Source organism: Pseudomonas sp. 10S4, assembly GCF_034344865.1.
Taxonomy (GTDB): domain Bacteria; phylum Pseudomonadota; class Gammaproteobacteria; order Pseudomonadales; family Pseudomonadaceae; genus Aquipseudomonas.
Window position 1 is genome coordinate 948,128 of the sequence record NZ_CP133774.1, and the last position, 17,675, is coordinate 965,802.

Here is a 17,675-nt window from a genome sequence, read left to right on the forward strand (position 1 = left end):
GCACCAACCCGGCCAGGCGCTCGACCCCACGCGTCGAGACCAACGGGGTAACACTTCAAGGAGGAAATGCACGATGAATGACGCCGTCCAGACGAAAAAATCTGTTCCGCCCAATCGATCACCATGCCCAGCGGTGGCGACGTACACCTCATCCCGCCGCCACCCAAGCCCTGCGTGACTATCGTCGTACATGGCGTCAACGACATGGCCGGTTGCTACGAACGCGTCGAGCGTGGCCTGTGCCAGGGATTGAACGAGCGCCTGGATATGCCACGCACTCTGCCCAACGGCGCGAACAATCCGGGCTTTCTGATGCCGGCCACGTACAGCCTGCCCGCTGACGATGACGGCAAGGCAACAAACCCTGACGCCGTGTACTACCGGCGCAACTTCGGTGCATCCAGCAACGGCTGCCAACCGCGCAGTGTGGTTATTCCATTTTATTGGGGGTTTCGGGAGGAAGAGGAGAAGATCAATAAAACCAAAGCTCATGGACAGTGGGAAGACCGAAACGGCAACCGTCTGGATAAGACCGGCACCAAGGAAGGCGGTCAGTTCGCCAATGCCACCACCAACTTGCCTGACATGTGGGGCGAGGGTTTCAACGGCTATCCGTTCGGCATCCTTCCCCTCAATTTTATTGGTGGCAACCTGACCCACCCGCTGTACTCAGCCACTAACCGTCGCTATATGGTACTGGCCGCCCTGCGCCTGGCGATGTTGATCAAAATTATTCGCAAGCGTTATCCGAACGATACGGTCAACGTGGTAGGTCACAGTCAGGGCACGCTGCTCACCCTGCTGGCCCATGCTTTCCTCAAGGATGAAGGTGAACGTCCGGTTGACGGGGTCGTCATGATCAACTCACCTTATAGTTTGTACCAGCCGAACAACGAAAAGGCCCAGAAATGGCTGGGGCAACAGACGACAGGAGCGCGTATTGCCACCCTCAACGGCATATTGCAATTCATCTCTGGCAACCCGAACTCCAATCCGGCGCTGTCGAGCGTCACGCTCAAAAACTGCCAGGGTTATGGCGCCATTGGTGGGCTGGGTTGGACCGGTAGCTCGTCGTCTCAAGCCAACATCGGCGGAGAGAAAATCTCGTTCGACGAGCGAGACAATCGCGGCTGCACCTATCTTTATTTCACTCCCCAGGACCAGACCGTGGGCCTTGGCAACGTCCAGGGTATCGGTTGGCAGGGTATTGGGGACGAGATCGAAGGCGTACCTGCACGCAAGGTACTTCCGCATCTTTTCCATCAGCGCATATTCACTGTGCGTAAACGCGGTGGCGAGAAGGAAAAAATCGGCTTACATGTCCCTCCTTATGCCTATCCTTTGCTTCTTGAGGGGAGGAAACCTGGGAAGACACCGGTTTCGGGCTAATGGATCATAGCAGCCGCGCCTCTTTACCACAGGGTGCTAGCGTTATGCTGACAGCCTCCCTGTTGCCAGTGCCGACGGAGGCGGACTTTAGCGCTGACGGCTCCATTACAGCGCCGGGGGAGGATTCAAAGAGTGGGGTTTACCAGATCAAGGACAAACTGGACCCTATCGACGCCTCCATCGGCGTGAGTAATAACGGCTGGCGTCCCAAGGAGGCGAAAAATGCTCGCCAGGAAACCATGGACGAGAAGATAGCTTTCAAATATGGGCGTGATACAGACAGTGTGAAACAGGCGCGCAACGAAGACAAAGACGCATCCCAGAAGACCTCCCATGTGTTTGTGGTTCGAGCACAAGGTAATGGCATGGTCCTGATCACACGCGGAGAGACACCCTACGAGGCACGCCTGCGCCTACAACGCGAGTATCAAGAGGCTCAGTCTTTCCACTCCGCCATTCCGAACAACCCGGAGCACAGCCGGAGGGTGCTGGCTTATGATGTGGCCATTGGTGCGGGCGAAAGTGTCGATGATGCGACCTTCTACGCCTATCTCTGCCGTGTGGCGGACTGGCGGTTGAATTGGAGGAAAACCCGAGGGGGAGCAAATAGTCAGAGTGATGTTGACGCTGACCTCCCAGACGAAGTAGTGGAGACATTTTATCTTCAAGAGGACAGCAAAAATCGCAATTTGATCGATTCCACAGTGACGTATCGTACGGGCGGCACACTGCCAGCCATCGTGGGCTCTACCAACTTGCCCTCCCTGGTTGCCACACAGACATGGGGCGGGAGCAAGCTAGGCAAGTCAATTCGTTTTGGCGGGCCCATTTGATGCGCCACCTCCTTGCGTACTTGTCCATTTCCGGCCTTTTGCTGACCAGCCCTCTGGCTCAGGCGGCTGAACATCCACTGACGGCTAGCCGTTGCTTTGCCAGCCCGGCCACGTCCGTGACTGCCTATACCTCGTCGGCCAAGGAGGCCGCCACCATGCCTGTTGATGCTCGTTACCGCGCCCCAACCACATCGCCCCGTCTGGAAACTCTGGATGTGCTCAGCATCGGAATGAGCCTCGACGTATTCCGCCAAGGGCAGACCTGGCAAACCTTGCAAGAACAGAATGCAAAACAGTCAGAAGCCTTGCACGTTGGCAGCATCCTGCCCATGGACCCGAAGAAGTACCCGATAACTGCGGATGACAAGGACATGGCCTATGAAAAAAGGGAGGAGGACGCCTTGGAGTTGGGATTACGGGACTTCCTGGAAAAGTGGCCGATCCCCACTATCACCGTGGTTCGTGGCTGGAATCCCAAAACACCGAACCTGCGCTTTACGCCTGAAAGAACCCAAGAAAGCTTGTCTGTAATGGTCAACGACATGCGAGGACCTGCGGGGCTGCATTGGCATCGCATTCGTAATTTGCAGGACGGCATCGTTTGTAGTGATACCCCCGAAGATTTACTGGAATCGCTGTTCCAGATATTCGAGCGTAATCCCGACCTTCCTGCGATGTTGGTATACGTAAATGAAGGCATCAATATGGCGGCGGCATTATTGAGCAAGGATGTTTCTTTGAAGTCACTTGGGGCGGGATCGGGCCCTCGACAACCTGGCGAACTTACCGACTCGATGGTTGCCTTGGTCGTCGGCCGCCCCGAACGCGTTGAATGGCTGCGTTACTACGCCCAGTTCGCCAAGGTCAACGAGAACAAGATCGATCCTGCGTTCACCGGTTGGGGCTGGCGCAAACCTGCGGTGGAGTTCCAGCCGTCGGAGTTTCTTCCTCAACCTTGGACCCAACGTGCTTTCGAGCAGTGGGATGCGCTGCCGGTGCTGGCCAAGTTGCACCGGCCGGTGACGGTGTCACTGCAACGACCGGATACTGGCGAGCGCCTGAAGCGCGAGGCTTTGACCGTCAAACTGGCCGAAGGCTGGAAAAACGCCACGGATGGACTCACTCCGAAACCGTCCCGAGTGTTCTTCGATGGCGGCCTGAACACCACGCCGCTGGCCGAACTGTTGCCGGCCCTCAGAGCGGCCAACAGCCCGCTCGACTTGCTGGAGTCGCGGGAAAGCTACGACCTCACACAGCGTCTCGGCGATACCGGCGCGGCCTCGCCCTTTGTCGGAATTGCGTTGGCAACCATGGCCAGCTACCTGAATGCCGACACCAGCGTGGTCATGCCGATGCGCCGCCAGGACCAAGCAACGATCATTACCGTGACCTCACCAACGCCTGGTAAGAAGCCTGCTGGCAATGATCATTTCGGTGTCACGTTGATGCCGCAAACTGCCAGCACTGAGGAGGCGCCTCCCGCACCTCCAGCTCCGTTGGCACCCAAAGTGTCGGTCGTGCAGCAGGATCACACACTGGAAGAGTTCCTGGCCGACTTGAAGCCGAACAGTAACTGGGTGGATGAACTGTAAAAACTCCGCAGACATGTGTGTTTGGCTGTTCCAGGGTGCCACTTGGCCCTCTGGAACTGCGCTTCTTATATCTGAAATACTCATTCCTCAGTAAGCATATGCCGCTGAGAAATGAATGTCTGTCAGTAACACGAAAAGGATCAGATATGGACATCATTCGGCTCGGCGACTCCACCAGTCACGGTGGAACCGTTCTTGAAGCTTTCAACCAGACTGACCTGAACGGCAAACCCATGTCCGGTGTTGGCCATAAGGTGGTTTGCCCGCTGTGCAAAGGTGTTTTCCCTATTACGCAGGGCAGCGCCCTGCTGGATGTCGGCGGCATCGCGGTGGCGCTTCACGGGATGAAAACCGCATGCGGCGCCAGCCTGATTGCCAGCGATCCCAAGGGTGAAGCTGCAAGTTAAAAACGTGGGGCGTTCTTTGCGCCAGCGGTGCTGCCCGGGAAACAGGCTGGATCAACGGTTCTTGTTCATCCCCGACCAGAGCAGCGAGGGCAGCGTCCGTGAGTCCAGCAACGCGTCATCCGCCGTCACCAGACGCGGGAGAACATGCCAGGGATGGTTGGCACTGTGGTGATGATGCAGGTGCAGATTGATGTGATAAGGCCAAATGAAAAACCGCCCTGCGCACCCGACTTTCCAGGCATATGTCCATTCCCGCCAACCGGGGGTGACGTCAGGTCCGCCACTGTGCTCGGCGATGCTGCGGATTTTCTGCAGCAGGGTGCCCAGTGTGGCCAGTGGCACAAACCAGAAAAACACCATCAACAAGAGCGTCTGGGCGGACGTTTGCCAAGCGATGAACGATAAAAGGACGAGCCAGATCACACCGGCAGCCAATGCCGGCCGGGTCATCTTCGGTGATGCTCCGCCCGCCGCCTTGTAGGCGCGCAGGTTGCGCAGCGTGTTGATCAAGAACAGATCCCCGAGCAATTGCCGCAGCAACAACTTCCCGCTCAGCGGGCGGAAATCCCAAGGCTGCCGGTGATACAGAAAACGCCGCTCCGGGTCGTTCGCGGTTCCGGTCTGTTGATGATGTTCGAGGTGCAGGGGCCGATAGAATTCCACCGGGACCATTCCTGGCACCCCGATCGCCAGGTTGATCAGAAAGTCGTTTAGAGTGCGATGACGGGTCAGGTGATAGTGCGTCGCGTCGTGGTACAGAATAAACAGCGCATGTTGGCGCGCGGCAATCACCACGAAGGCCACGCCATACAGTCGCCAGTCCCCCACGTATAGCGCGATGCGCAACGTCACGACAATGCACAGCCATTCCAGCAGGATCGCAGCGATGGTGCGCAGATCCACCTTCAGCCGCTTCAACATGACGGTGATCAGGCCCGCCACCCCGCCAATCGCAGCGCCATACACTACGTCGAGCAACACGTGCTGACCAGTCGTCAACACGGTAATCCCCAGCACCACGCTCCACAGACTGAAGAGCCATGCCACACGAACGCGTAGATAACCGAGGACAACGCTGATGGCCACCGGCAATGCGACATGCCCGCTGGGCGAGGCGGCCAACGGTGAGTCGATCCGGTAGAACCAATTGAGCCACTGCGACGTGCTGTCCGCGCGCTCGATCATGGTCGGCCAGAACAAGTGACTCAGCAGGCAGGTTCCGGAAGCCACGGCCGCCGCAAAAAGGCCGGCAACAGCCATTCGCGGCGCCGCCCCAGCAGCACCAGCGCCGGCATGATCAGTACGTAGCTCAGGTACAGCGACAAGGTGTAAGGCAGTCGAGCAATGTGCGCATCAAACCATGTCGGTTGAATCACCCGTACCGCGCCCATCGGGAAGTGCGTGACGAGAAAGTACAGTGCGCCCGTCACGACGGTGTAGATCACCAGCCAACTGAAGGGCCGCGTCACGATCGAGGTATCAAGGTGATGACTGACAAACGTGGATGACATGAATAAGGCGCCTGATGGGTCAGAACAAACTCAATTTTCCATACCGCCATGAACGGCGATTTCTGCTCTGTTATTCAAGGTTTGCACCGTCTGAAATGGCAGCGACGAAAGGAAGTCTACGTTGCATTGACCCTTTCAACTCGCCAAACTCCAAACATCTTACTTGCGATGCCGAGGATCTCCATGCGTTTGAGCGCAACGTCCGTTGAATGCTGCGATCTGCATCCACATGAAATCGATCGGATGTTCGAGATTTATTCCGCATCCTACTGCGATACCTCCCGCCCGCGATTCGATCAGGATTTGCAGGACAAGACGCACTGCATCGTATTGCGTTGCGCAGATGAAACCATCGTCGGTTTCACCACCCTCAAACGGTATGAGCGCACGTGGTCAGGCCAACCGATCAGGGTGATTTTTTCCGGCGACACCATCATTGACCGCAAACACTGGGGCAGCCAGCAACTGGCATTCGCGTGGATGCGCCTGGCCGGTGAGATCTGGCAGGAGCAGCCCGACGTGCCCCTGTACTGGTTTCTGATCTGCAAGGGTCACCGCACCTACCGTTATCTGGGCGCCATGGCGTTGAATTACGCCCCCGTGCCGGCGTGGTGACGGATCCTACGGTGCAGGCGTTGGCGGATCATCTTGCAGTGGAACGTTTCGGCGAGGCCTATGATTCGGCAACGGGCGTGCTGTCTTTCAAAGTGCCTCAAGGTCGGTTGACGACGGAACTGGCACAAGTCCCTGCCCCTCACCTGCGCCTGGAAAACGTCGCCTATTTTCTCCAGAAAAATCCTCATTACGCGTCGGGCGATGAGCTGGTCTGTCTGTGTGAATTGCACCCCGACAACCTGCGGCCGATGGCGCTGCGTCTGTTTGCCGCCACACAACCATGCTGATCCGCCAGGCCAGCGCTGCGGACAATCGGCAACTGCTCGACTTTCAGGCGCAGCGGGCCATGCAGGGCGGCTTGCCAATGCGTTTTGATCGTGGGCCTGACTATTTTGCGCTGCACCATTGTCATGCCTTGGACCATCGCACCTGGCTCGCCGAGAACGAGGTCGGTGATCTGAAGGGCATTGCCAGCCTGGTGGTGCGCGAGGGTTATCTTCAGGGTGACATTCAGCCCGTGGCCTATCTGGGGGATCTGCGGCTGGTACCTGATAGGCGTCTGTCGGTGTCGTGGATGGCCGAGGTCAAAGTCAGGCTCGAAACGCTGGCCGATGAAACGGGTGTCCAGCACGCCTATTGCTGTGTCATCCGCGACAACCGTCTCGCCACGCAGTCGCTGCTGAGCGGACGGCGTGCCAATCCTCTCAGGCTTGCGCACTGGCGGGGCTACAGCAACGTAGCCGTGTATGCCCAGCGCGGATGGCGAAGCACTCCGCGAACGCTGGACAACGTGCGTATCGTACAAGCGCAGCCGTGCCACGCTGATGCGCTGCGCGCGTTTCTCGACCGCGAATCGGCAGGTCAGCCCTTCGGCAGCGTTTTCAGTGAAGCGCAGTTTGCACGGCGCCTGGACACCTGGCCGGACTTCGGCCTCTCGTCATTTCTGCTGGCACTGGACGCCCAAGACAATCTGCTGGGCTGTGTCGCGCCTTGGGATGCCGGGCGGATCAAACGGGTGGTGCTTGAAACATTGCCCTTGGCGCACCAGACCCTTCGCCTCGCGTTCAACACCTGTGCGCCGCTGTTGGGGCGCCCTGCCATCGCCGCGCCCGGCGAGGCATTGCGCGACGTTTACCTGACCCACTTGCACGTACGACAGCGCGACCCGCAGATCTTTGCGGCACTGCTGGATGCTGCGTGGATGCGCGTTCGCGGTCAGTACGCGTTGATGCAATTGTGTCTGTATGACCATGACCCGCTCTGGATGGCCATGACGCGCTATCGCGCCGTGTCCATTCCAATGGACCTGTACACGGCGCCCTGTGTGGGGAATGCCGCGGCTTTGACGGCGCAGGACGCCGAGCGCATCCCGGGCTTCGAAATCTATCTCGTCTGAGCGCGTCCGTGCACGACAGCCAATAGCGTCAGCCAGAAACGTGTGGCGTCAAAGCCACCGCCGCCCAGCACCGGTTGACCATGATCGAGCCGGGGCAGACAGATCTGCGGCATGCCCTCGATGCGTTGATGCTCGAGGTAAAACTGCCCGTCATGAGCCCAACCGGGTCGCCGGGCATTGAGGCGGGCGTGATGGGTATCGAGGCGCGAACTGGGGACAGCGCTCCAACTGACGACGTGCACGCACTGCACGGCGGCGGGCAGGTGTTTGAGCAGGTGGGTAATGTGCGGGTCGCGCAGACTGCTGATATCCCGCGCGCCATCGGCCACCCAGGGGGTTTTCGCCAGCACGCGGCGAACGCGATCGAACGGGTAGTTGATGCTCGACTGCCCTACGCTGCCAGCCAACACGTCATCCATGACTGTCGACGGACCTGTTGGCGGTTGCACCAGCGCAACGCCATCACATGCCTCGCTCAATGCCTTGTTCTGTGCCAATGCCGCGAGCGCGTCAAGGCCACCCTTGCTGTGCGCCAACACGACAAATCGTTGCCCCTGCCTGAGTTCGGCCGTCAGCACCTTGCTGATATGCCGCCCCTGCGCCATGACGCCCCGAGATGAACGCACGGGCATGCGCAGAACCGGATAGTCCAGGTGCCGCAACGTCCGCGCACAATCCTGAAAACAGCCGCGCAACCATTCGGAAAACAGTCCGGCAACCAGTACCACCAATGTGCCTGGGGGAAGGCTGGGCATGGGCTTGTGCCAAGACGCGATAAATTGTTCCGTCCAGTCCAGACGTGCCTCGGGCGCTGCGAATTCGGTTGCCGGAAAATGCAGTGGCCAGTCGTCAAACCCCTCAGGCATCCAGACTTCTGTTATCGCCGAAAGACGCCTCATGGTGTGCGCCCAGCGTACTCGTCCAGCGTTTGCCGCGCCGCTTCCAGCGCTTCACGGGTATCGAGGTGATTGGGATGAAACCCCGGAATGAACCAGGCCAGCCATCTCGGAAATACACGGGTCAGCGGACCGGGACTTACGAATAACCAGCCGAGCAAACGCAGCCACTCGCGCCCGTTGCGGCGTTGCCCGTCATTGCCGGCAAGTCGATAAATGAAGTACATGACATCGACTGCAAAGTAGCCGGTCATGATCAGCATGACCCCGCATCGCATCAGGTATCGCCAAACCGGATTACGCACCACCGAGCACAGTACGTCGAAGGCGACGGCTTTGTGCTCGGTTTCTTCGATCGCATGCCAGCGCCATATCATGGCCATCTTTCCATCGGCACCTTTGAGGACCGCGGGATTGCGCAGGAGTTGATCGGAGAGAATCGCGGTGAAATGTTCCAGGCTGGCCGTCATGGCCAGACGCATCGCCGGCGAAAACTTGTTGCCCACCTCCTGACGGCGCAACAGCAGTTGTTCGAGGGCATCGATAGGTGCGCCTTGTGCCGCGAGTTGCTGGTTATACGAACGATGTTCGCGAATATGCGACGCTTCCTGATAAACGAACGCGTCAACGGCTTCGGCCAGTGCCGGATCGTTTTCGATCGCTTTTCGAAAGTACACGACACTGTCGATGAAGAGTTTTTCGCCGAGTGGAAACATGATCGACAGGCCATCGAAAAAGCGCGTCACGTGCGGCCAGCCACGATACCAATAGCGAGGAGTCTGCTCATCGAGTGAAAAACGCACATTGCGCCGGGGGATATCTGCGCAAACAGGTTTCGCCGGCGAGCGTCTAGTTAAAAGACGTTTTAAATACGACATAAAGTTTTCTGCGGTTCCTCGTTGCCCCGACGCGTCAGCAATTGATCGTTAGTGAAGCGGTTAGGGCGGTATACTTTTTGACTCGACCTTTCTCAAGGAGCCCATATGCGCAGTTCCAGTGACATTTCGCAAACGCGTCGTTTCGACGTGAGCAATCTGTGTGTTCTGGCGCTGCAGACGCTGTTTTGGGGCGCGACACTGACCTGGCTTTCCCACACTGATGCGGGTTGGCTCAAATGGCTGGTGCTCGTTCCGTTCTGCCTTGTCATGCAAGGTGTCTTCTCGATGATGCACGAGTCCTTTCATGGCTTGGCGCACAGTCGCAAATCACTTAACTACTTCGTCATGTGGTGGGCTTCTACCCTTTTTGGCGCCTCGGCCACGCTGATCCATATCAACCATCTGGGGCATCATGTGCGCAATCGCACACGCGCAGAACTGGCCGACTTCGCGGTCGCGGATGAGTCGCTGTGGCGCAAGCGTATCGAGTACTACTTTGCGGTGCTCGGCGGTATCTGGCTGGCGGCGTTTGTCGGCAGCCTTTTATTGCCGGTGCTGCCGGCCCGCATCACGGACAAGTGGTCGCAAACCGCAGAGGTCAATACTTATGCCGCGGCTTTCAAGGATTTCTCCAGCGCCGACTTCAAACGCATCCGCCGGGAAGTCATTGCCGGCGTCGCCGCGTGGTTATCGATCGGACTCTTGCTGGGATGGACGTGGCACGTTGTGCTCATCGCCTACCTCGCTTTTGCATTTTCCTGGTCGTCGCTGCAGTGGGTGTACCACATGCGCACGCCGCTGGATGTCGTAGAGGGCGCCTATAACATGCGGGCCCCGCATCTCGTGCGCTGGGCGTTTTTGAACTTCAACTACAACCTGACCCATCATCGGCACTCGGCCATGCATTGGCAGCAGATGCATGAAGCCTCCAACCTGAAAGAAACGCGGCCGCTCTGGTATGGCTGGCTGCAGGTTTTTCTGCCGCCCCAGCGGTTACCTGATGACTTGACGCAACTGGACAAGACTTACTTCTGATGAGCGCCCACATGGATGTCAAACGCGCGCTGTGGCAGACCTTCCTGGAACGCGCCAAGCCCACGCTCGATCAATGGCTCGCGCAACTCGAGCAACCGCAATTGACGCAAGAGCGGGCATTGCTGCGACTGCTCGAAGCCAATCGTGATTGCGCATTCGGCCGCGCCCACCACTTTGCTCGGCTGCATGACTCGACGCAGTTTCGCGATAACGTACCGATCCACACTTACTTGCAACTGCAGCCGTGGATCGAGCGCGCGCAAAATGAATCCGAAGCGATTCTGACCTCCTCCCCGCCGCTGTTCTTCGAGCGTACGAGCGGAAACAGCGCGCTGCAGAAAGCGATTCCCTATACGCGCGCCTTCCTCGCAGAAATGCACAGCGCGCTGACCGTGTGGCTCGCCGACATGCATCGTCAGGTGCCCGGAATCAGCCACGGATCAAGCTACTGGTCGATGTCGCCGCCCTTGCAAATGCCAGTGGCGGGCCCCAATGGCATTTGCATCGGTTCGGCCAGTGATCTGGAGTATTTGCACGGCAGTCATCTGGCCGGTCTGGCAGGGACTTTGTTGATTCCCGAGTTCAGAGGTGCGTTGTCGCAATGGCGCCGACAGACCCTCCTCGCATTGTTGGCCGATGCCGATCTGAGCTTTATCAGTGTGTGGAGCCCGACCTTCCTGACCAGCCTGTTGCAGCCACTGTTCGACGGCGAAACGCCCGAACATGTGCAGACGTTTGCATGGCTGGAGGCCGCGCTTCCCGCGTCGCGCCAGTCAGCATTGCGCCGAGCGAGATCCCAAGGAGTGTGCACTGAATTATGGCCACGACTGGCCGCCGTCAGTTGCTGGATGGAGGGCCCCAGCCGCCACTACTTCACGCAACTGGCCGTGCGTTTTCCGCAAACGCAGTGGCTGCCGAAAAGTCTTTTTGCCACCGAAGGCGTCGTGAGCGTTCCATTCGGCGACGGGCCTGGATGCCCGTTGGCGATCGGCAGCCATTATCTGGAATTTCTCTGCGAAGACGGCGCCCTGCGCCATGCTCATTCGTTACGCCTGGGAGAAACGGCGCAGGTCCTGCTGACCACCGGTGGCGGCTTGTACCGCTATGCATTGGGCGATCGGGTCCGCGTCGTCGGCATGTCGGGGGCCACGCCACGGGTCGAGTTCGTGGGACGTGCCACGGAAACCAGTGATCTGGTTGGAGAAAAACTCGATGAGCAAACCGTGCAGAACCTGTTCGACCGTTGCCTGGCCACAAAAGGCGCCGCCTGCCTGATCCCCAATGCCTACGCGTCGCCACCGCATTACACGGCGCTGGTTGCGACATCCCACAACCTTGATGCCAGTGCCTTGGCGCTGACGATTGAGGCGGCACTGTCTGACGCCTTTCATTACTGCCAGGCACGCCGACTCGGGCAACTGGGACCTGTGCAGGTGCGCCTGCTCGACGGCGGTGCTGATCAGCTCGCGCATGTATTGCAGCAGGCGGCGGAGTTGAGCTGCATCCGTGCGGGCGACTTCAAACCGCGTTCACTTATCAATCGGCTGGAGACAGCCGAAGCCCTTCTCGCTCTTACGGAAAGCTCATGTCGGCACCTTTGAACAATCTTCTTGAGACGCCGGACGATGGCACCCTCGAACAATGGTATGTGGCGTGCGCACAGAAAGAACTGCGCAAAAACAAACCTTACCGGGCGAAGATTCTGGGCCTGAACCTGGTGCTATTTCGCCAGCGTGACGGACGGGCAGCAGCGTTGCTCGACCAGTGCGTGCACCGCGGAACGCGCTTATCGGCGGGCAAGATTGCCGACGATTGCCTGGTGTGCCCTTACCACGGCTGGCGCTACGACGCTCAGGGGCAGGTGGTGCATATCCCCAGCGTCGGCGATATGCCGTGTACATCGACTTCGCCCGCGTATCGATACCGCCAGCGTCACTTTGCGGTGCAAGAACAGGACGGACTCGTCTGGGTCTACACCGGCACGGGCAACCCGCAGGAAAAACCTGTGTTCAAGCTACCGGTCTACGGCGAAAAACCCTGGCAGTCCTATTTCATGATCAACACGTTCGAGGCAGATGTCGGCAGCCTCGTGCAGAACTTCATGGACGTACCCCACACTGTGTTTGTGCACGAAGGCATCTTCAGATCCAGCACGGGGCTAACAATGGAGGCCACGCTCGCGTGTAAAGCGCAGAGCGTTGAAGTGACATATCACGATGACGGAGACAAGATCGGTTTCCTGAACTGGCTCAGTAACCCCGACGGCGAGCCATTGGTGCACACGGATCGTTTTTTGCGCCCAACGTCACGCGCTGCGACTACCGCTGGGGCGACTGTTCGGCGTTCTTCATCATCAGCCAGATCACACCCATCGATTCACGACAGTCGCGCGTCTATACCTACATCGCCTACCGCTTCCGGCTACCCCGCTGGGTACTACGCCTGTTGCGTCCGTTCATTCATCTGTACACCCGTATCGTTATTCGTCAGGACGTGAAAATCATTCAATCGCACCGGCAAGGTCTCGATAATGTAACGAATTTCAAGCCGTCCAACGTGCAAGCCGATGCCGTGCACATCGGGGTCGATCAGCTACTGGCCGCCGTGAGACGGGGAGAAGCGTTACCTCCGGCACAACGCCGTGAATCCCGGATACGATTTGCGCTCTGAGGGAACCTGGTCTGCTGGCGCTGATGAGGAATTGACCCAGCTTCCGAGAAGTCGTTGACCCAGGTAGCCTTCAAGGTTGTGGCCCTCTGTGCTGGGTATTTACTTATTTAAGTTGGGGCAGTCTTGCCCCAGCAGGTGGGGCAATTCCACATCAGCGCCTACAGACCCAGCGTTTCGAAAGAATATGTATCGCCGAAACCCCGAGCTCAAAACTTGGGTCGATGATCCAAAGCGAAACATGAGCGCCAGCCCTACAGGTTACGCTTGGCACCACAACGAAAAACCCGGACTGTTGCAGCTTGTCCATAGAGGCGGACCATGCAGGCGAACACTCTGTATACCACCCAACTGGAAAAGGTGGACGAGATATATGGGGTGGGGCAGAGAAGGGCGAGAGGGAAAATCAAAACAGAATAATTGGAGTATTAACGGTGCAATACAACGAAACTATCAAAATAACTGATTTAATCGATTTTTTAAAAACACAGAAAAAACCCTGACCTATTGTGTTTATGGGAAAGGATCATCGGACCAAGCGACGCTGGAAACCGACTGCGTGCTTGATGAATCCTCGGAGATCACCGATGACGACGAAGAAATTTTCCCAAAGTACATCATTCAAAACAATCTAGAGTTTTGGTTTACCGATGAACTCTTGGAAGATGTTACATTCAACGCACTGAAGCAAAAAATATCTGCTACAAATGAGGAAATACTAATAGCCATCAAACATTATAATGAGCGTGACAGCTTCATGAAATTATAAACAAATAGCATGAATAATGTACCACCTCTGAAAAAATCTCAGCGGACAATTTAGAAGTCACAAGCCCAAACAATCCAGCTAAAAAAGGACAAGCTAGTTTTATACAATCGAAAAAATCCACCTACTTCTAGCAAAGTAAATGATGATACCCAAAGACTTAGTTAGGCTGATAGAAAACCAGCCTGGCAATATACATAGAACTGACAAGGGCATGGCTATAGTCGCCCTTGAAACGCTTGGAGTCTCTCCAGGCTGCGAATTCGATAGTATTTATATTAATTATCTACCTGCTAATTTTCAGAGCTCTGTGTCTGACGAATACATCTGCGACGTATCCGAGCCAACAGAGCAGATCCTGATAGGGACCGAATTCATTCACGGCATGTGGGAGCTACCAAAAAATTACATAGATTTTACCTCCTCGCAAAGTGAGGGAGGTTACTTGCTCGACAAGATTAGCGGTGGCGTTTTGGACTTCGGCTTAGAACAACAGAAAGACTTTGTATCCGGTTTAATTTCGCCTAAATGGAACAGCTTCTTTGAGATTATCAGATGGTATCTTCCGCCTGCCGAATAAAAAATAATAGTAAAGGGACCTCTGCACATGTCCAGGTGGAGTACGCCCACAGCCGCCTAGCGATTTATCAGCGTCAGCCCAGGTGTTGGATCTGCCATCCCTATTCTCTCAGCAGTTCCTGAGTAAGCGTCCGGCCAAGTCATCTTCCGAACCTCCACGGCGCTCTCGCATTCAAGCTAATCAAGTGATAAACACCATATATATCCAATGCTACGGCAAGCACTAGGCGATCAGATGGCGCGATTTTCGATTTATAGCGGATTGATTTTGGTTGGCTACTCGTCGCTGGAGAGTGGAGATCCTCCCATGGGCGTTGCATTCGGCCAGTTCGAGCCAACCACTGGGTATCCCGCTATTCAAAACGAGTGCCGCACAAATCACTTCGACCAGTCCGGTTTGGCCCTTTCAGTAAAAACCGAAGCAGGCTTGGTTATTCCATCTATGGGAGTCGCCATTCTGGATTACGCTGAAGAGCTTCTGCCCGATTGCATCGAGATAAGTATCCTCGGCATTCCCACTGCTTTTTATGAAGAGTTGTTTCCTGACCATGTGATCAAGTACACGCACCAATTCGCTAGGTGAGCCGCTCTATGGCGAGCAAGATGGGCCGTCTTTAGCAGGGAGGTGTGATCCCCAATTCAATTGTGCAAGAGCTACTTGCACAATCCCCCTCACGGATAACTAAACGCCCTAACCAACGTCAACTCCCCCACCGCCCGCATCGGCACCACAAACGTCTCCATCTTCTCGTTCGGCGTCCCTTCCTCCGTAATCACCGTCACCTGCGCCGTAGTCAGCGGCTGAACCGCGTCCGCCTGACCTTCGTCATCGCTGCGATACCCGCCGCCAAAGTAGTTCACATAGATCAAATATTGACCTTTGATCGGCGCCGGCATGGAGAAGATTTCAGGGCCATACCCCGTGGTGACATCGACGTCGAGCGCCGCGCCGTTAGGTGCCACGCGATCGCCGTACCAGATGTGCGCACCATCCGGCGTCACAAGGTGCAAATCCAAATCCGTGTTGTCGCTGTCCCACGACAACAACACCCGCAACTTGGCCGGTGTCGCCCCGCCACTGGCGCGTAGAAACTGCGTGCGATGCCGCTGCTGGCCATCCGGGCTACGAACTTCAACACTGTTGCTGCCATTCGGAAACGAGTACGGCCGATCAAAGCGTCCAGAGGCGTCGATTTTCAACGGCATGCTGATGCCGTTAACGATCAATCGGCCAGGCTCACCCGTCTTGGGTGTGGCTTTTATCTGGCCGCTGATGCGCGCGGTATTGGCCTGGCCGACCGGTGTGTTTACCGAGGAAGCGGGATAGTTAACCGTCTGGCGGTAGTTTTCGCCTTCGCCTTCAACTGCGCCAGTGCGCCAGCCGCCGACGGGGGTGTCGAGTGTGACGGCGGCGTCGGCGGCGAAGGTCGTCGGCAGTACGCAGAAGGAGCAGAGGAACAGGAAGACCTGTGGATAACTGAGTTTCATGGCCTATTCCAGCAAGAGGTGACGGGCGAGCCCTTCGATGTAGGTTTCATCCTGGCCGTTCGGGTGTGCTTCGAAGGCCAGGTGCAGGTATTCGTGGGTCAGGTCGAGGCGGTCTTGCAGTGACTGCACGCCGCGCACGTAGATGCGTTGGCGTTCGCGGTCGACAAAAGGCCGGCCAAAGGCGAGGCGGCAGACGGCGAAGGTGCTGATTTCGTTGTAGCCGACTTCGTTTTCGAGGCGTTGGCGCCAGCCGCGGCGCTGGTTGAGCAGCCAGTCTTGCGCGGCGGGCAACGCTTCGCAGGAAGCAACCGGGTTGTCCCAGCGGCTGAGGCTGGCGCGCGGGTAGGCGTGCAGCAGGATGGCGTCGTAGCGTTGGCCGGCGTTGGCTTGTTCGACGGCTTGCTGCCAGGAGAGTTTGTCCGGGCCCGGCTGGTCGGAGTGATACGTGACGGTGCTGCCGGCCAGGACGAGGTCGCTGGTCCACGCCGCGATGTTGCGCGATTCTGAGGTGGCCGGGCGTGGGGCGACGCGTTGGCGGCTACTGCTGTCGTCGATGCTCAGGCAGTCGCCGTTGCGGGTGGCGTTTTGCAGCAGGTAGGTTCTGATTGCGATGGCCAGTGCTTTGGCGGCCTCAACAGGTTCGGACTTGGCTTCTCGTTGCAGGACGCGGGCGACGTATTCTTCGCGATCAAGGCGCGCAACAAGCTTGTCTTTCAGCAGAAAGAGTTCGCCGTCGCTGTGGATATCCAGTTGATTGCCGCTGGCGAATTCGACGCGATAGTTGCCTTGCAACGGCCCGGAGTCAGCAACCCGATCCCCCGCCAAAACGCGGCTGATCGGATAGCGAGAAAACAGCCCCACCTCAACACAACGCCCCGCATCCAATGGCCAATCCACCGGTAACACCGAAGCCAACGCCCCACCGTAATTACGCAAAACCATCTGACTGGTCCCACGCCCACCGGCCCAGATCGGCGTGCCATCCACCGTCCAACCGGCGAACCCGCCCTGACGCGACGAAGGGTCCTGATCGCCCAACCAGCTCCAGGTTTTCACCCGCAACCGGCCGCCGAGTTCACCCACGACGTTGCCGTCAGCGGCGTTCAACACCACGTCCAGCAACACCCGCCGCGCTTGATCCTGCGCCGGCAGCACGGCCAGCACCTTGAGCAATTCAGCGACTGAAACTCGGGTGGAAGGCTGCAACGATGGCAAGTTCAGCAACCACTCCGGTGCCTGCCTTAACTGCCAATATGCCCGCCACTCAGCACCAGCAATGCCCAATCGCGCAGGTTCAAAGTACAACCCGCAAGACTTCACCAACGCCTGATCACGGCCAATCTTGCCGCCAGCCGTGCAGCAATAAACTTCTTCCTTCGACTGCCCGCGACATTCATAGGGCGATTCATGGGCGCCGGTATCCACCAGCCAGCCATAAACAAACAACTTCCACAGACTACCCAGTGGCGTTTGCAAAGAGTCAGGCAACGGTTCGCGGGAAATCAATTGAGTCCGGCTCAACGACAGCAATTCCCCCTTGAAGCCCAGCCGCAGCGGTTCGTCCTGCGCCGTCGCCAGCGCAGGGATCACACACAGCAGCAGCCAGACCAGAGGCCTAGTCAT

The 17,675-nt window shown here is 57.5% G+C and carries 12 protein-coding genes and 4 pseudogenes; 11 read left to right on the forward strand and 5 right to left on the reverse strand.

The features are described from left to right. Positions 1-73: 73 nt before the first annotated feature. From RHM58_RS04465 to RHM58_RS04475, 3 genes and pseudogenes are all read left to right on the forward strand, one after another. A pseudogene (locus RHM58_RS04465) lies at positions 74-2,222 on the forward strand (effector protein Tle3 domain-containing protein). Further along, positions 2,222-3,814, forward strand: a complete 1,593-nt coding sequence (locus RHM58_RS04470; protein WP_322270812.1) for a type VI lipase adapter Tla3 domain-containing protein — start codon at positions 2,222-2,224, stop codon at positions 3,812-3,814. The pseudogene RHM58_RS04465 and the gene RHM58_RS04470 overlap by 1 nt, the downstream one beginning before the upstream one ends. 146 nt (positions 3,815-3,960) lie before the next feature. Then, complete coding sequence (locus RHM58_RS04475) at positions 3,961-4,221, forward strand: PAAR domain-containing protein (RefSeq protein ID WP_322269754.1); 261 nt, start codon at positions 3,961-3,963, stop codon at positions 4,219-4,221. 51 nt (positions 4,222-4,272) lie between these two features. Here the strand turns inward: RHM58_RS04475 and RHM58_RS04480 are convergent. Then, a pseudogene (locus RHM58_RS04480) lies at positions 4,273-5,732 on the reverse strand (fatty acid desaturase). Between the two features lie 243 nt (positions 5,733-5,975). Between RHM58_RS04480 and RHM58_RS04485 the strand changes: the two are divergent. Further along, positions 5,976-6,634: pseudogene (locus RHM58_RS04485) on the forward strand (hypothetical protein). After that, on the forward strand, positions 6,628-7,743 hold the full coding sequence (locus RHM58_RS04490) for a hypothetical protein (protein ID WP_201200624.1): 1,116 nt from the start codon (positions 6,628-6,630) through the stop codon (positions 7,741-7,743). Before RHM58_RS04485 ends, RHM58_RS04490 begins: the two are co-directional and overlap by 7 nt. Here RHM58_RS04490 and RHM58_RS04495 read toward each other — a convergent pair. Both RHM58_RS04495 and RHM58_RS04500 read right to left on the reverse strand, forming a co-directional pair. Further along, positions 7,731-8,624, reverse strand: coding sequence for a hypothetical protein (locus RHM58_RS04495; RefSeq protein ID WP_201205132.1), 894 nt, complete (start codon positions 8,622-8,624; stop codon positions 7,731-7,733). The genes RHM58_RS04490 and RHM58_RS04495 overlap by 13 nt on opposite strands. Positions 8,625-8,638: 14 nt before the next feature. Then, complete coding sequence (locus RHM58_RS04500) at positions 8,639-9,517, reverse strand: metal-dependent hydrolase (RefSeq protein WP_201200622.1); 879 nt, start codon at positions 9,515-9,517, stop codon at positions 8,639-8,641. 105 nt (positions 9,518-9,622) lie between these two features. On the opposite strand from RHM58_RS04500, the gene RHM58_RS04505 reads away from it, so the two are divergent. The 6 genes and pseudogenes from RHM58_RS04505 (at position 9,623) to RHM58_RS04530 (ending at position 15,147) form a co-directional block, all read left to right on the forward strand. Beyond that, a complete protein-coding gene (locus RHM58_RS04505) occupies positions 9,623-10,552 on the forward strand; it encodes a fatty acid desaturase family protein (RefSeq protein ID WP_054617154.1) in 930 nt (309 codons plus the stop codon). After that, positions 10,552-12,153 (forward strand): GH3 family domain-containing protein, encoded by a 1,602-nt coding sequence (locus RHM58_RS04510; RefSeq protein ID WP_322269755.1) that lies wholly within the window; start codon positions 10,552-10,554, stop codon positions 12,151-12,153. Before RHM58_RS04505 ends, RHM58_RS04510 begins: the two co-directional genes overlap by 1 nt. Beyond that, positions 12,138-13,222 (forward strand): annotated as a pseudogene (locus RHM58_RS04515) (Rieske 2Fe-2S domain-containing protein). The gene RHM58_RS04510 and the pseudogene RHM58_RS04515 overlap by 16 nt, the downstream one beginning before the upstream one ends. Positions 13,223-13,778: 556 nt before the next feature. Then, positions 13,779-13,988: a hypothetical protein gene (locus tag RHM58_RS04520; protein ID WP_242486305.1), complete on the forward strand. Its 210-nt coding sequence runs from the start codon at positions 13,779-13,781 to the stop codon at positions 13,986-13,988. A 139-nt stretch (positions 13,989-14,127) separates the two neighbouring features. Beyond that, positions 14,128-14,565: an SMI1/KNR4 family protein gene (locus RHM58_RS04525; RefSeq protein WP_322269756.1), complete on the forward strand. Its 438-nt coding sequence runs from the start codon at positions 14,128-14,130 to the stop codon at positions 14,563-14,565. Positions 14,566-14,871: 306 nt separating this feature from the next. Beyond that, positions 14,872-15,147 carry a hypothetical protein gene (locus RHM58_RS04530; RefSeq protein WP_322269757.1) on the forward strand — a complete coding sequence of 92 codons (276 nt, stop codon included), beginning with the start codon at positions 14,872-14,874 and terminating at the stop codon, positions 15,145-15,147. 89 nt (positions 15,148-15,236) lie between these two features. On the opposite strand, the gene RHM58_RS04535 is transcribed toward RHM58_RS04530, so the two are convergent. Together RHM58_RS04535 and RHM58_RS04540 are read right to left on the reverse strand one after the other, a co-directional pair. Continuing rightward, entirely contained in the window at positions 15,237-16,052 is an 816-nt protein-coding gene (locus RHM58_RS04535) for a YfaP family protein (RefSeq protein ID WP_201198184.1), read from the reverse strand. A 3-nt stretch (positions 16,053-16,055) separates the two neighbouring features. Next, on the reverse strand, positions 16,056-17,675 hold the full coding sequence (locus RHM58_RS04540) for a DUF2300 domain-containing protein (RefSeq protein ID WP_322269758.1): 1,620 nt from the start codon (positions 17,673-17,675) through the stop codon (positions 16,056-16,058).

Bases quoted from the DNA above. Each gene is read 5' to 3' on its own strand.
- RHM58_RS04470 (WP_322270812.1), top strand. From the start codon at position 2,222: ATGCGCCACCTCCTTGCGTACTTGTCCATTTCCGGCCTTTTGCTGACC.
- RHM58_RS04475 (WP_322269754.1), top strand. From the start codon at position 3,961: ATGGACATCATTCGGCTCGGCGACTCCACCAGTCACGGTGGAACCGTT.
- RHM58_RS04490 (WP_201200624.1), top strand. From the start codon at position 6,628: ATGCTGATCCGCCAGGCCAGCGCTGCGGACAATCGGCAACTGCTCGAC.
- RHM58_RS04500 (WP_201200622.1), bottom strand. From the start codon at position 9,517: ATGTCGTATTTAAAACGTCTTTTAACTAGACGCTCGCCGGCGAAACCT.
- RHM58_RS04505 (WP_054617154.1), top strand. From the start codon at position 9,623: ATGCGCAGTTCCAGTGACATTTCGCAAACGCGTCGTTTCGACGTGAGC.
- RHM58_RS04510 (WP_322269755.1), top strand. From the start codon at position 10,552: ATGAGCGCCCACATGGATGTCAAACGCGCGCTGTGGCAGACCTTCCTG.
- RHM58_RS04525 (WP_322269756.1), top strand. From the start codon at position 14,128: ATGATGATACCCAAAGACTTAGTTAGGCTGATAGAAAACCAGCCTGGC.
- RHM58_RS04530 (WP_322269757.1), top strand. From the start codon at position 14,872: ATGGGCGTTGCATTCGGCCAGTTCGAGCCAACCACTGGGTATCCCGCT.
- RHM58_RS04535 (WP_201198184.1), bottom strand. From the start codon at position 16,052: ATGAAACTCAGTTATCCACAGGTCTTCCTGTTCCTCTGCTCCTTCTGC.
- RHM58_RS04540 (WP_322269758.1), bottom strand. From the start codon at position 17,675: ATGACTAGGCCTCTGGTCTGGCTGCTGCTGTGTGTGATCCCTGCGCTG.